Below are 13,377 nucleotides of genomic sequence, written 5' to 3' on the forward strand. Positions count from 1 at the left end.
AGCTTGCTCGCGATTGACCGCGCAGCGGTCACCGGTTATTCAATTCCCGCACAATCTCGCTGAACCCGGGCCGCGCCAGCACCTGCGGCTGACAACAACGCTGCTGTAAATCTTCCAGCGTCACTCGATCGATATCGCTCAACCCTGAATCAATCCGCTCCAGCAATTCCCCCAGCAACACCCCGAACGCCCTTACTTCAATGCGTTGCAGTGCACGGGTTTCAACCGTATCCGTCGTGGCATGAAACGACGCGCCACCGAAGTCGCCCAGCAAACAATCCCCGTGCTCGTTCCACAAAATATTGTGGGCGTAGAGGTCGCCATGGGTGATGCCTTGCTGGTGCAAATGTTCGGCCGCTGAAGCAATGCCTTGGGCCATGCGCAGAGCCACGGCGGCGGTAAAACGGGTGTCGTCGGCGTAGACGTCACGGCTGCAGGAATCCAGGCTCGGCAGCCCGGCCAGGTTGCGATAGCTCGAGTCGATCAGTTGCATCACCAGCCCGGCCTGGGCTTGCGGATGCCCGACGATGCGCCCTTCGATGCGGATCAGGTTGGGGTGCAGGCCGGCGGTGATGCAGGCGTTCATTTCATGCAGTGGCGAGCCATCGCTGGTCATTTCGCCTTTATAGAGCTTCACCGCGACCTCGGTGGTTGGCTGCTGCTCACGTTGCCACGTGACGCGATGGATCACGCCGGAAGCGCCTTCGCCGAGTTTTTGTTCCAGGTGCAGCGCTGACCACGGGATGCTCGGCGTGGCATCGAGGGCGGTGGCATCGGCTTCGGTTTCCAGCGGGTTACCGGCGTAGGCCAGCCAGGTCAGGGCCGGCAGGGTCAGCAGCCACTCGGGCAGTTCGGTAAAACGGTTGGCCGAGAGGCGCAGCAGTTCCAGCCGCTGGAGCTGCGCCATGCTTTCGGGTAAATGCTGCAAGTGATTGCCGGACAGCATCAGTTTTTGCATCAGCGGCCGGTCACCCAACTCGGTCGGCAATTCGCTGATGCAGTTGTCGGTCAGGATTAGCCAGCGCAACAGCGGTGGCAGCGCGGCCCCCGGCACCCGCTCGATACGGTTGGCGCGGAAGCCGATCATGCTCAGCGCTGCGCATCGGCCCAGGCAGGCCGGCAACTCGGTGAACTGGTTGTCCGAGCAGAACACAATGCGCAAACGGGTCAGGCGGTGCAGGTCGTCCGGCAGGCTGCTCAGGGCATTGCCGCTGAGGTTGAGAATCTCCAGCGAGTCTGCCAGGTCGAAGATTTCCCGGGGGAACTCCGTGAGGCCGCAGGCCAGGTCCAGTCGGGTGATGCCAGCCAGCTCGCCGGCCCGCAGTTGTGCAAGGGTATTCATGAACGGGTTCGCTATTGATCGGGAAGAAGGGCGCGGGCGACATGATAGCGACATGCGGCTGTATCGGCGCTGAAAAGATCGCGGCCTTCGGCAACTCCTACAAGGGCCAGGCGTACACCCTGTAGGAGCTGCCGAAGGCTTCGATCTTTTGATCTTGACCTAAGACTCCCGGACTTCAACCAACTGCCCCAACCGACTCCGCGTCCGCGCCAGATCAATCGCATCCCCATCCAGACTCTCGCGCAACGACCGCTGCCCCAGCAAAACCAGATGTTTGTCCTGGTCGTACAAAACGTCGATCAAGTTGATAAATCGCTGCTGCGCCGCGATCGAGCAACCGGCCAGGCTGGGCAATTCATCAATGAACCAGTGATCGAAACGCCGGCACAGCTCCAGGTAGTCCATGACCGCCGTGGGGTGGTCGCACAAATCGCTGAAGGTAAAGCCGACGGTGCGCCCCTCGCAGTGCCGCGCCGGCAGATGCCGGGTGCCGACGGGCAACGCGAGGGTGTCGACGCGTTGCGGCAGATTCAAGCGCTGGCGTTGTTGCGGCGTCGCCGGCCAGACGTATTGGCCCTGGGTAAACACCTGATGGATGTGGGTTCGCGCCTGGCTTCTATAGTCATGCGGGCCGCCGACTTCCATGACTTGCATGCGCGTGTTGATCAGGTCGATCACCGGTTTGAAACGCGCATGGTAGAGCGGGTTGGGCAGCAAGCCTTCCGGCGGGTAATTGGAGGTGACCAGCAGCAGAATGCCCCGACGGAACAGGGCCTTGAACAGCCGGGTGATCAGCATCGCATCGCCGATGTCGTGGACGTGAAACTCGTCGAAACACAACACCCGGCAATCCTGCAGCAGTTCATCCAGTGTTGTCGCCAGTGCATCAGGCTGCTCGCGATGACTGAACATGCCTTGATGCAGCTGCGCGAAAAAATCATGAAAGTGCAGGCGCTGTTTTTGCGCAAGGGGGATGGCCTGGAAAAAGCCGTCCAGCAGCCAGCTCTTGCCGCGACCGACAGCACCGTACAAGTACAAACCGGGTAACGTTTTCGCCGACGTTCCCAGCAGCGTGGTCGCATGTTGCGCCATGCAGTCGATCACCCGCTGCTGGCTGTGGCTGAGGGTGTAGCCCTGGGCGAGCGCCTTGTGGTGGAAGTAGTCGTGGATCACTCGATGGCTGGTGGTGGCCGGCGCGGCAGACTTGCCCAGTAGACGGCGCAGCGCGGGCCAGCGCGGTGTGAGTCGCGAACGAATTGGCGGTCGAATAGCCACGATACTGTCACCCCCAGGGTCTTCAGGCCGGCTCACCGAGCTGCGGCGGCGTAGTTTAACCAGATGGGGAATCGCCCTACCACCCGTGTTGGCATACGCGGGGTGAAGCGAGACAGAAATCTGCGGTGTGTACAGCTTATTTACCGGTAGTGTTTCGGCATTTTTCCAACAAATCGATACAAACTCCCTGCTTTTTAATGGATCCAATTCGTCCGGCCAACTGGCGAAATCCCGTTGCGTTGCTAACCTCACGTTCAGGAGTCACCCCACACAAGGAACGGGGCCGTGAAAGGACGTTGGGTTTTGGTCATCCTGGGCATGATGCCCGGCATACAGGCATTGGCCGCAGAACTTCAGGTGCAAGTGCGCGTCGATGTACAGCGTGGCTGTCAGTTGGTGGGGCAACCACGCAGCGCCGGCGTCGAGCAACTAGGCGTGCTGGACTTCGGCAGCACCGCGCGGCTGGATGATCCGGGCGGTCCCTTGGGGGCCGCGTTGATGAACGAGCGCCTGCCTCGCCTGGAATGCAATCCCGACACGCCTTACCAATTACGCGTCGACGGCGGCCAGCACGGTGGCGTCGGCGATGTGCGCTACATGGCGGGCTCCGCTGAACACAGCAAACCCATTCCTTATCGGCTCTATCAGGACCCCGCGCGGTTGATCCCGCTGGCGGTGAACGTCCCGGTCAGTGGCCGCGTGCCGGACACCGGCACCGTGGATTTACCTTTGTATGCCCGTATTGAACGACTGGCGGAGATTCCCCGTGTCAGCCGTTATTCAGACCTGGTGAAAGTTACGGTCACCTGGTAGCAGCAACTGTGCAACTTGCCCCCGACGGATTCGGGTGGCGCAGGGAAGGGGACGTTCCTCGTTGAGCGTCCGGGTTTCGGCATCCTGAGGGAATTGGGATTGGCACTATGACAAGCAAGTACTGGATGGTAATCGCCGTGGGCGCGTTGTTTTTGCTCGCCGAGGACGCCCAAGCGGCGGTCAGCGGGCAGATCCATGCGCGGCTGACCATCATCGCCGGGTGCGAAGTGAGCAATGGCGCCAGCCAAGGCAGCCCGGCCAGTAATATCGGCAGCCTGGATTTCGGCCAGCAAGGCCCGACCTGGACCAATCCGATCAAGGCCAGCCTCAGTGATAACACCGCCGGCAAGCTCAACGTAGCCTGCAACCCCTCGGTCACCGGGTTCACCGTCACCATCGACGGCGGCACCCATGGTGACGGCACGACCCGGCGCCTGAGCAACGGCCGCCAGACCCTCACTTATCAATTGTTCCTCGATGCTTCCGGCAGCCAGCGCTACAGCATCGGCCAACAACACAATTTCGCTGTCACCAGCACGGGCCAGATACCGATCCCGGTGTTTGGCGCAGTGGTGGCGAATACCCGCGCGGTACCGGCCGGTGTCTATACCGACACCCTTACGGTGACGCTCGATTGGTAAACCCTTGGAGGACGGACACCATGCACATGCTTGTATCAAGGATAGGTTTGTCATTGCTCGGCCTGACGCTGGCGTCCGGCGCCATTGCGGCCACCACGGTCACTGGCCAGATCACCTCCAGCCTGACCCTGATCAGCAGTTGCCAGGTCAACGGTGCCGGTGGTTCCAGCGGCCTGAACTTCGGCGCCTTGAACTTCGGCACCGCCAACAGCCTGTTCACCTCGGCCGACGCCCAGGTCCTGGGCGGGGGCGGCGGGGCGCTGTCGATCCTGTGCTCCAGCGGCACCACGCCAGCGGTCAAAGTCCGGGCCGGCAGTCACGACGGACAGTCTGCCGGCGGCTCCCGCGCCCTGGCCGATGGCGGCGGCAACTTCGTGCCTTATGACTTGTACACCGACGCCGGTCACTCGCAGATCCTGGCCATCGACGGGGTGATCAACCTCGCGGCCAGCACCGGCGTGGCGCAGACCGTGAACATCTACGGCAAGGCCGTGGGCAAGGCCGGGTTGCCGGCCGGGACCTACACCGACACCGTCGCCGTCGAATTGACGTTCTAGTGCAATGGCGCGCCATGGAGCGGCGGCGCTGGTTCTGCTGTGCCTGGGCAGCGTGCCCTTGCCGCTGGCGGCGGTGACCAGCCAGAGCTTCCAGGTCAGCGCCACGGTGACCGCCGGCTGCCTGGTGGTGGGCGGGGTGTCGAACTACGGCAACCTGAATTTCGGCAGTCGCTCGGCCCTGGCCACCGGCACGGTGCAGGTGGCGTTGACCGGCGGCGTGCAGTTGCAATGCACGCCGGGAGTGACGCTGAACATGAGCGTCGACGGTGGCCAGTACAACAGCAGTGGGCGGCACATGCAGCTCAGCACCGGCAGTAATCGCGTGGCGTATTCGCTGTTTCGCGATGCGGCGTTCAGCCAGAGCCTGGGGATCGGCCAGAGCGTAGCGGTGGCTTACACCGATGCGAACACCATCAGCCTGCCGATTTACGGTCAGGTGCAGTTGCCGGGCAATCAGCCTGGGGGGACGTACAGCGATGTGCTGCAGGTGCAGCTGTCGTGGTGAGGGGACGTTTTGAAAAGGAGCAGGTCAATGGGGTCGCAGGTCTTGCGCTACGTGCTATCGGCACTGGTTTTACTCGGGATGGCCAAGGTCCAGGCGGCCAGTTCGGTGCTGATCTGGCCGATCGATCCGGTGCTGGAGGCCGATCAACAGGCCAGCGCCTTGTGGCTGGAAAACCGCGGCAGCGAGACGGCCAATTTGCAGGTTCGGGTATTTGCCTGGAGTCAGAGTGGCTTCAATGACCAGTACCAGAACCAGCGCGACGTGATCGGCAGCCCGCCGGTGGCGAAGATTGAGCCGGGTCAAAAACAACTGGTGCGCCTGACCCGTACCCGGGAGGTGCCGCCGGGGCAGGAACTGGCCTACCGCATCATCATCGATGAAATTCCCTCGACTACGGCGCCCGCTGCTGAAGACGGCAAGACCGCGGCGGCGATCCGTTTCCAGATGCGTTATTCGGTGCCGCTGTTTGCCTACGGTGCGGGGTTGTGGAGCAAGGAAGACGCCACCCGCAAACGTGATCCGAAAGGCGTGGGTTTGCCGGATCTGAGCTGGCGAACGGTGGCCGTGGACGGTCGCTCATATGTGGAAGTGCGCAACCAGGGCGCCGTGCATGCGCGGTTGACCGATGTTGCGCTGAAGCAGGGTGGTCAGAGCAAACCGTTGGTGGAGGGCTTGCTGGGTTATGTGCTGCCCGGCGCGGTCATGCGCTGGCCCGCGCCGGGGCCGGTGGCCGGGGAGTCAGCGTTGCAGGTGCGGGTCAACGGCGCCACTCAGGTACAGAGCATTTCCCCCTTACGGTGATCTGTAGCAGCTGACGAGCACCGCGAGGCGGCGTTCGGCGGCGAAGCCGTCGCAAACCTGCGCACACGGTTTATCTGAAACACCGAGTCGCTTGATTTCACGACGGCTTCGCCGCCGAACGCTGCCTCGCGGTGCTCGTCAGCTGCTACAGGTATAGATATAGGAGGGCAAGGTCCATTGACGGACAAACAACACGAATGAGCCACCGTTGGGCTCGCCGTTTCCAGTGTTCGTTATGGGCTGCAAGCTGCGCGAGCTGGCTGGTGATCGTCCCGCGTACCGAGGCCGGCGATTTACCGCCGCCGCCCAGCGGCATGGAGGCCGTGGCCGATGCACAGTTGTTTCTGGAGTTAGTGGTCAATCAGATGAATACCGGACGCGTCGTCGCGGTAGAACAGCGGGGCGGGCGGTTTTTTCTGCCGGCCACGGCGCTGCGCGACAGCGGCATGAAACTGCCGCAGGACATCAGCGCTGAAGTCGCCCTCGACAGCTTGCCGGGGCTGCACAGCGAGTACGACAGCGCCGGCCAACGCTTGCTGCTCAACGTGCCTCCGGATTGGCTGCCGGAGCAGTTCGTCGGCAATCGCCAAGCCTACCCGCGCACCCCGGCACTCAGCAGTTTCGGGGCCTTGCTCAACTATGACCTGTACCTCAACGACACCGATGATGCCGGCACCTACCTCGCGGCGTGGAACGAAGTGCGGCTGTTCGACAGCTGGGGCACGCTGTCCAACACCGGGCAATATCGCCGCACGTTGTCGGGGGACGCGGTCAATACGTTGAACAACGGTTACCTGCGCTACGACACCACCTGGCGATATTCCGATGACGAGCGACTGCTGACCTACGAGGCCGGGGACCTGGTCAGCGGCGCGTTGCCCTGGAGCAGTTCGGTGCGCCTGGGCGGTGTTCAGCTGTCGCGAGACTTCGGTGTACGCCCGGACCTGGTGACGTATCCGCTGCCGCAATTCGCCGGGGAAGCGGCGGTGCCGTCGTCGGTGGACCTGTTTATCAACGGCTACAAATCCAGCAGCGCCGACCTGCAACCGGGGCCTTACACCCTGACCAATATCCCGTTCATCAACGGCGCCGGCGAAGCGGTGGTCGTGACCACCGATGCCCTCGGCCGGCAGGTCTCGACCACCGTGCCGTTCTACGTCACCAGCAGTTTGCTGCAAAAAGGCCTGAGCGATTTTTCCGTGGCTGCGGGTACGTTGCGTCGAGATTACGGCCTCAAGGATTTCAGCTACGGACCGGGCGTCACCTCCGGCAGTCTGCGATACGGCGTGAGCGACAACTTCACCCTGGAAAGCCACGCTGAAGCCTCGGACGCCCTGACCCTCGGCGGCGTGGGCGGTAATCTGCGGCTGGGCAATTTCGGCGTGCTCAACACCGCGCTCAGCCAAAGCCAGTTCGAGGGCGAAAGCGGCCAGCAACTGAGCCTCGGTTATCAGTACAGCAGCCAACGCTACAGCTTTTCGTATCAGCGGTTGCAACGGCGTGACCAATACGCCGACCTGACGGTGATCGACAGCCCTTACACCACCCTGAGCAAGCGCAGCGAACAGGCGACCCTCAGCCTCAACCTCGACACCTGGGGCAGCCTCGGCGTCGGCTATTTCGACGTACAGGCCGCGGACGATTCGCGCACTCGCTTGCTCAACCTGACGTGGAGCAAACCGCTGTGGCGCAACACCAGTTTCTACCTGTCGGGCAACCGTGAAATCGGCGACAGCAACTGGGCAGTGCAGGCGCAACTGGTGATTCCGTTCGATCTGCACGGCAGCCTGGCCATCAGCAGCGAGCGCAGCAAAACCGGACAGAGCCAGCAGCGGGTCAACTACAGTCGCGCGGTGCCCACCGAAGGCGGGCTCGGTTTCAACCTTGGTTATGCGCAGGGCGACGGGCCGGCCTACCGTCAAGCCGACCTGACCTGGCGCCTGCAATCGGTGCAATTGCAGGCCGGCGTCTACGGCACCAGCGAGGCCGAAACCCGTTGGGCCGATGCCAGCGGTTCACTGGTGTGGATGGACCGTCAAGTGTTCGCGGCCAACCGCATCGACGATGCCTTTGTGGTGGTCAGCACCGATGGTTATGCGGACATTCCGGTGCGCTATGAAAACCAGCAGGTGGGCCAGACCGACCGCAACGGCCATCTGCTGGTGCCGTGGAGCAGCGCCTATTACCGTGGCAAATACGAAATCGACCCGCTGAACCTGCCGGCCAACATACGCAGCCCCAATGTCGAACAGCGGATCGCGGTGCGTCGTGGCAGCGGTTATCTGCTGGAGTTTCCATTGAGCCGGGTGATTGCCGCGAGCATCGTGCTGGTGGATGCGCGGCAGCAAGAATTGCCCCTGGGCAGCGGCGTCGTGCATGAGCAGAGCGGCACGCAAACCGTGGTCGGTTGGGACGGCCTGGTGTACCTGGAAAACCTTCAGGCGCAAAATAATTTGCGGGTGACCCTGGCCGACGGCAGCACTTGTCAGGCGCAGTTCGCCGTGGACATGCAACAGGAACAGATCCCGTTGATCGGGCCGTTGGTGTGCCAATGAAATGGCTGGTGTTGCTGGGGCTATGGCTGCCGGGCCCGGTGTGGGCGTTGTGCTCGGTGGTCAGCACGACGCCGGTGGCATTCGGCTCGTTGAGTTCGATCGCCGTGCGCACCACCTCCCAGTCCAGTTCCAGCACCAACGCCGGGTTGAGTTGCACCGGTTCCTTATTGTCGTTGCTGACCACCAACGACCATTTCTACGCCACCGTCACTTCCACGCAAACCGGGCTGCTGGGGCCGACCGGCGACATCATTGGCTACACGCTCTATGCCAACAACTCCACCAGTTACCCGCTGACCCGCGGCGTGGCGTTCGACTTTGCGCGCAACGGCATCATTGATGCGCTGGGATTGCTCGGCAGCGTGGTGCCGAAAACCGCGCCGATTTACCTGGGGACGACCATTGGCAGTAACGTCGCGGCGGGGATTTACACGGAAACCCTGAGCATCGCCTGGAGCTGGAATTATTGCTCCGGCATCGGCATTGGCAACGTGTGCCTGGGGCGGGACATCAACAGCGGCAACACCACCCTGACGGTGAACCTGACCGTGGCCAACGACTGCACCATCACCGCGCCGAACATCAGCTTCGGCAGTGCTCCGGTGATCAGCGCTTTTACGCCGGTCACCGGCCAGACCATCAACCTTGCGTGCACAAAAGGCAGTGCCTACACCGTGGGGTTGAGCGATGGTCAGCAGGCAGTCAGCGTTGGTGGGCGGCGGCGGATGATTTCCGGCGGTAATTATTTGGCGTATGACATTTTCAAAAGTGCCGGAACGACGCGGTGGGGGAGTGTTGGCGGTGCGCGAAGGGCGAGTTCGGATGCCGAGGTGAATCCGGGGAATGGGTTGGGTACGGGGAGTCAGGTGTTCAACTACAACGCGAAAATATATACCGACCAAACCACACCGCCCGCCGGAACTTACCTCGACAGCGTGGTGCTCGACGTTGGTTTCTGATTACCGCAAACCCTGTGGGAGCGGGCTTGCTCCCGAAGGCGGCGGTTCATTCAAAACGGATGGCGGCTGACAGATTGCTATCGCGAGCAAGCTCGCTCCCACAGTGGATTGGGGGTGATTGCAATATTTGTAAACGACGCTGCCCCCTGTGGGAGCGAGCTTGCTCGCGATAGCGGTGTGTCATTCAGCATCAACGTTGAATGAACCGCCGCCTTCGCGAGCAAGCCCGCTCCCACAGGGTTTTGTGGTGTTTCGCCCAATGAAACTAGCGCTCAATACTCCGATTCCACCGCGCATTCCACGCCGGGCGCTGTTCGTTCACCTGGTCCCAATCAATCGCAATCGCCGTGTCCAGATACTTCTTCATAGCCTCAACCTGACCGCGTGTTTTATCGGTGGTCGGTGTGTTGGGGTTGGACGGAATCTGGTCGCCATCCTCCAGCGCGGCCGCTTGGGCATCAGGCGTCAGCAGGAACGCCGCGAGTTTTTGCGCCAGTTCCGGTTGGGTGTTGTTGGCGATGGCACATTCGGCGACGTTGAGCACCACGGCGCCTTCTTTCGGCTGTGCGTATTCCACCGGCATGCCCTTGAGCTTCAGCGCGGTGACTTGAGTTGGGGTCAACGGGAACAGCGCGGCTTCGTCGGTTTGCAGCATTTCGGAGATCTTCGCCGAGCTCGGGATGTACTCCAGCACGTTACGCCCGACGGTGTTCGGCCAGGCTTTGAAACCCGGTTCGACGTCGGTTTCGCTGCCGCCCTGAATCCGGTTGAACATCAGGAAACCGTGCAAACCGAAGGTCGAAGAGGCCATCGACTGGAACACCACTTTGTCTTTGAAGCGCGGGTCGGCGAGGTCCATCCACGAGGTCGGCGCGGCCCAGCCTTTTTCCTTGAACAGACGCGTGTTGTACGCCAGGCCCGTGACGCCGAGGCTGACCGCTACGGCCTCATCCTTGATCCGACCCTTGGCCGGAATCTGCGCCAGGGTCGGGCTGTCTTCGAGTTTGTCGCACAAACCCATGGAGATGGCGCGATACATGATGCCGTCGTCGAGGAAGATCACGTGCAATTGCGGGTTGCCCTTGCTGGCCTGGACCTTGGCCAAAATGTCGGCGGAAGTCCCCGGCACGATCACCACTTTGACGTTGTTGGCTTTCTCGAACACCGGCAGCACCTTGTCGGCGTAGAGCCGCTCCATGGTCCCGCCGTTCATGCCCAGATAAAGCGTCGGTTCAGCCTGGGCCTGGGTGACGGTGAGCAGGGCGCTCATGCAGGACAAACCGAGCAGTGCAGTGCGTTTGACGTTATTCATTGGCGCGACCTTCCTCTATCAAGCAACGGAGATGGAGTGAAACCGGGTGATGGAAAACGCATCCAGCGACGTTTTTGACGCGCCGCTGCAGATGATGTCGGTGAGCGCCTGGCCCACCGCCGGGCCGATCTGGAAACCGGCGCCGGCAAAGCCAAACCCGTGCAACAGACCGAGTTGGGTGCCGCTGTGCCCGATCACCGGTTGGCGATCAGGCAAGTAACCTTCGGTGCCGCTCCAGGTGCGAATCGCCTGGGCGCCTTCAAGAAACGGGTAGAGCTCAACGGCTTGGCGCAGGATTTCCAGCACCGCGTTCTGACCGGGCCGGGCGCGGGCGTCGTCGAGGGCAAAACCCTGGCCGCCACCCAGCACGCAGTTGCCGCGAGCGACCTGGCGCGCATAAATGCCACCGCCCTCGACCCCGGTGCTGGCGTTCATCACCAGCGGCAACGGTTCAGTGACCAGCATCGCCGGGTGCCCGGCGTGCATTGGCACCGCTTCGCCAAACTGCGCGGCCAATTTGCCGGCCCAGGCCCCGGCGCAATTCAGCAGCCAAGGCGCGCGGAGTTCGAGGCCGTTCGCGGTGCTGACGTGAAAGCGCTGGCCGTCGTGTTCAACGTCGGTCACCGCGCATTGCTCATGAATTTGCGCGCCATGGCGCCGCGCCGTTTGGGCGAAGGCCGGGGACACCAGTCGCGGGTTGGCGTGACCGTCATCGGGGCAGAACGACGCGCCGGCCGCCACGTCACCAACCCACGGGAAACGTGCGCGCAGTTCATCCCGTTCAAGGATCTGCAAGTCGAGGCCGAAACCCTGGCTGCTGGCGGCGTAATCTTGCAAGGCGCGCAGGTCATCGAGGCTGCGGGCCAGTTTCAGGTGGCCGCTGCGCTGGTACTCGCCATCGATCCCGATCAATTGCGGCAGTTGGCTCCACAGCTCATGGGCCTGTTGCGACAGCGGCAGTTGCGACAACGGTCGGCCCTGACGCCGTACGCCGCCGTAGTTCACACCGCTGGAATGGGAACCGCAAAAGTCCCGCTCCAACAGCGCCACACGACGTCCGGCCTTGCTCAGAAACAGTGCGGCCGAGGCGCCGACAATCCCGCCGCCAATGATGATGGCATCGACTTCGATCATGACTCGACCTCCAGGCCAAACGGCAGGGGTTTGATCGGCGACTGGGCGCGCAGCCGTCCGATCTCTGACACCGGGCGCCGGCTTTCGCAGGCGATGATTTCTGCGGCGGCGGCGCCGCACATCCGGCCCTGGCAGCGGCCCATGCCGACCCGGCAATGGGCCTTGACCCGGTTGATCTCCCAGTGACCTTCGCGCACAACCTGACGGATCTCGCCGGCCTGCACTTCTTCGCAACGGCAGATGATCAGGTTGTCGGCGCTGTTGGCGGCCCAGTCCTCGGGGAAGACGAAGGCTTGCTCCAGGGCTTTGCGGAACGCGCCGATCCGGGCCAGTGAGTGTTCAAGGGCGGCGGGTCGTTCTGCCGGGATCAGGTAGCCACTGTCTTCGAGCAAGGCCAGCGCGGCGCGCTCTCCGGCCATTTCAGCGGCGTCGGCGCCCATGATCCCGGCGCCGTCGCCGGCCAGGTAGACCTCGGCGACACTGCTGCGTCCGGCGCTGTCCCGTTGCGGCAGCCAGGCGCGGTTGAGCGGGTTCCAGGCGAACGCGCAACCGAGCAGGTCGGCGAGCTGGGTTTCGCTGCGCAAACCGTGGGCGAAGGCGACGGCGTCGCAGTCGATGTGCTGTGCGGATTTTGCGTTACGCCAGTTCAGCGATTGCACGCGTTGTTCGCCGTTGACCTGGATCACGCTGGCACCTTGATGCACCGGGATGCCGTGGGCGGTCAGCCAACTGCGGTAATAGAGGCCTTTGGCGAGTGTCGCCGGTTGCGAGAGCAGGCCGGGCAGGGCGCGGGCCTGGGCGCTGAAGGGCGAGCTGTCGAGCACCGCCACCACCTTCGCGCCGGCCTTGGCGTATTGATAGGCGACGAGGTACAGCAACGGTCCGCTGCCGCCGAACACCACCCGCTCGCCGATGGCGCAGCCCTGGAACTTCAACGCAATCTGCGCGGCGCCGAGGCTGTAGACCCCCGGCAGCGTCCAGCCCGGCACCGGCAGAATCCGGTCGGTGGCGCCGGTGGCGACGATCACCCGGGAGAACTCCAGGCGCGTGGCGCGGCCATCATGCAAGGTGTCGAGGGCGCCGGCTTCGGCGTTCCACACCAGGGTGTCCGGGCGGTAATCGAGCTGTTCGCGCAGTTCATCGATCGTCCGATGAATCGCCCCGGCCTTGCGCGCTTCAAAGCCATACAACTTGACCGCCGAACGCTTGAAATTCGCCGGCTGGCGCCGATAAATCTGCCCGCCACCGCGCGCGGCTTCGTCCAGCAGAATCGGTCGCACACCATGCGCCACCAACGTTTGCGCGGCACGAATCCCCGCAGGGCCAGCCCCCACAACAATCACCGGATTCATACGCGATCCCCTGTGGGAGCGGGCTTGCTCGCGAAGAGGACGGCACATCCGATAGAGGTGGCGGCTGACACAACGCCTTCGCGAGCAAGTCCGCTCCCACAGTGGATCTCGGTTGGCTGCATTATTTGTGA

Annotated in this window: 12 protein-coding genes; 7 read left to right on the forward strand and 5 right to left on the reverse strand. The window is 62.8% G+C overall.

Annotated features, from left to right (window positions below):
* Positions 1-28: 28 nt before the first annotated feature.
* Together HB680_RS20400 and zapE are read right to left on the reverse strand one after the other, a co-directional pair.
* Entirely contained in the window at positions 29-1,342 is a 1,314-nt protein-coding gene (locus HB680_RS20400; protein ID WP_213940317.1) for a leucine-rich repeat-containing protein kinase family protein, read from the reverse strand.
* A 159-nt stretch (positions 1,343-1,501) separates the two neighbouring features.
* The gene (gene zapE, locus HB680_RS20405; protein ID WP_213940318.1) at positions 1,502-2,617 is read right to left on the reverse strand and encodes a cell division protein ZapE; all 1,116 of its coding nucleotides are present in this window, start codon (positions 2,615-2,617) and stop codon (positions 1,502-1,504) included.
* Between the two features lie 318 nt (positions 2,618-2,935).
* Here zapE and HB680_RS20410 point away from each other — a divergent pair, with 318 nt between their 5' ends.
* From HB680_RS20410 to HB680_RS20440, 7 genes are all read left to right on the forward strand, one after another.
* A complete protein-coding gene (locus HB680_RS20410; RefSeq protein ID WP_213940465.1) occupies positions 2,936-3,430 on the forward strand; it encodes a spore coat U domain-containing protein in 495 nt (164 codons plus the stop codon).
* Between the two features lie 107 nt (positions 3,431-3,537).
* Positions 3,538-4,071: a spore coat U domain-containing protein gene (locus HB680_RS20415; protein ID WP_213940319.1), complete on the forward strand. Its 534-nt coding sequence runs from the start codon at positions 3,538-3,540 to the stop codon at positions 4,069-4,071.
* A gap of 20 nt (positions 4,072-4,091) precedes the next feature.
* Positions 4,092-4,628, forward strand: coding sequence for a spore coat U domain-containing protein (locus HB680_RS20420; protein ID WP_213940320.1), 537 nt, complete (start codon positions 4,092-4,094; stop codon positions 4,626-4,628).
* A gap of 4 nt (positions 4,629-4,632) precedes the next feature.
* Positions 4,633-5,133, forward strand: coding sequence for a spore coat U domain-containing protein (locus tag HB680_RS20425; RefSeq protein WP_213940321.1), 501 nt, complete (start codon positions 4,633-4,635; stop codon positions 5,131-5,133).
* A 27-nt stretch (positions 5,134-5,160) separates the two neighbouring features.
* Entirely contained in the window at positions 5,161-5,934 is a 774-nt protein-coding gene (locus tag HB680_RS20430) for a molecular chaperone (protein WP_213940322.1), read from the forward strand.
* A 197-nt stretch (positions 5,935-6,131) separates the two neighbouring features.
* Positions 6,132-8,489: a fimbria/pilus outer membrane usher protein gene (locus HB680_RS20435; protein ID WP_213940323.1), complete on the forward strand. Its 2,358-nt coding sequence runs from the start codon at positions 6,132-6,134 to the stop codon at positions 8,487-8,489.
* Positions 8,486-9,448, forward strand: coding sequence for a spore coat U domain-containing protein (locus HB680_RS20440; protein WP_213940324.1), 963 nt, complete (start codon positions 8,486-8,488; stop codon positions 9,446-9,448). The genes HB680_RS20435 and HB680_RS20440 overlap by 4 nt, the downstream gene beginning before the upstream one ends.
* Positions 9,449-9,713: 265 nt before the next feature.
* On the opposite strand, the gene HB680_RS20445 is transcribed toward HB680_RS20440, so the two are convergent.
* From HB680_RS20445 to HB680_RS20455, 3 genes are read right to left on the reverse strand one after another with little or no spacing between them, the layout of a single operon-like run.
* Positions 9,714-10,760, reverse strand: coding sequence for an ABC transporter substrate-binding protein (locus HB680_RS20445; RefSeq protein ID WP_213940325.1), 1,047 nt, complete (start codon positions 10,758-10,760; stop codon positions 9,714-9,716).
* An 18-nt stretch (positions 10,761-10,778) separates the two neighbouring features.
* The gene (locus HB680_RS20450) at positions 10,779-11,894 is read right to left on the reverse strand and encodes an FAD-dependent oxidoreductase (protein WP_213940326.1); all 1,116 of its coding nucleotides are present in this window, start codon (positions 11,892-11,894) and stop codon (positions 10,779-10,781) included.
* On the reverse strand, positions 11,891-13,246 hold the full coding sequence (locus HB680_RS20455; RefSeq protein ID WP_213940327.1) for an NAD(P)/FAD-dependent oxidoreductase: 1,356 nt from the start codon (positions 13,244-13,246) through the stop codon (positions 11,891-11,893). Before HB680_RS20455 ends, HB680_RS20450 begins: the two co-directional genes overlap by 4 nt.
* Between the last annotated feature and the right edge of the window lie 131 nt (positions 13,247-13,377).

Origin of the sequence: Pseudomonas sp. dw_612 (genome assembly GCF_018449725.1) — a bacterium.
Taxonomy (GTDB): Bacteria; Pseudomonadota; Gammaproteobacteria; order Pseudomonadales; family Pseudomonadaceae; genus Aquipseudomonas.

Bases quoted from the DNA above. Each gene is read 5' to 3' on its own strand.
- HB680_RS20430 (WP_213940322.1), top strand. From the start codon at position 5,161: ATGGGGTCGCAGGTCTTGCGCTACGTGCTATCGGCACTGGTTTTACTC.
- HB680_RS20455 (WP_213940327.1), bottom strand. From the start codon at position 13,246: ATGAATCCGGTGATTGTTGTGGGGGCTGGCCCTGCGGGGATTCGTGCC.
- HB680_RS20420 (WP_213940320.1), top strand. From the start codon at position 4,092: ATGCACATGCTTGTATCAAGGATAGGTTTGTCATTGCTCGGCCTGACG.
- HB680_RS20425 (WP_213940321.1), top strand. From the start codon at position 4,633: ATGGCGCGCCATGGAGCGGCGGCGCTGGTTCTGCTGTGCCTGGGCAGC.
- HB680_RS20410 (WP_213940465.1), top strand. From the start codon at position 2,936: ATGATGCCCGGCATACAGGCATTGGCCGCAGAACTTCAGGTGCAAGTG.
- HB680_RS20400 (WP_213940317.1), bottom strand. From the start codon at position 1,342: ATGAATACCCTTGCACAACTGCGGGCCGGCGAGCTGGCTGGCATCACC.
- HB680_RS20440 (WP_213940324.1), top strand. From the start codon at position 8,486: ATGAAATGGCTGGTGTTGCTGGGGCTATGGCTGCCGGGCCCGGTGTGG.
- HB680_RS20450 (WP_213940326.1), bottom strand. From the start codon at position 11,894: ATGATCGAAGTCGATGCCATCATCATTGGCGGCGGGATTGTCGGCGCC.
- HB680_RS20445 (WP_213940325.1), bottom strand. From the start codon at position 10,760: ATGAATAACGTCAAACGCACTGCACTGCTCGGTTTGTCCTGCATGAGC.
- HB680_RS20415 (WP_213940319.1), top strand. From the start codon at position 3,538: ATGACAAGCAAGTACTGGATGGTAATCGCCGTGGGCGCGTTGTTTTTG.
- HB680_RS20435 (WP_213940323.1), top strand. From the start codon at position 6,132: ATGAGCCACCGTTGGGCTCGCCGTTTCCAGTGTTCGTTATGGGCTGCA.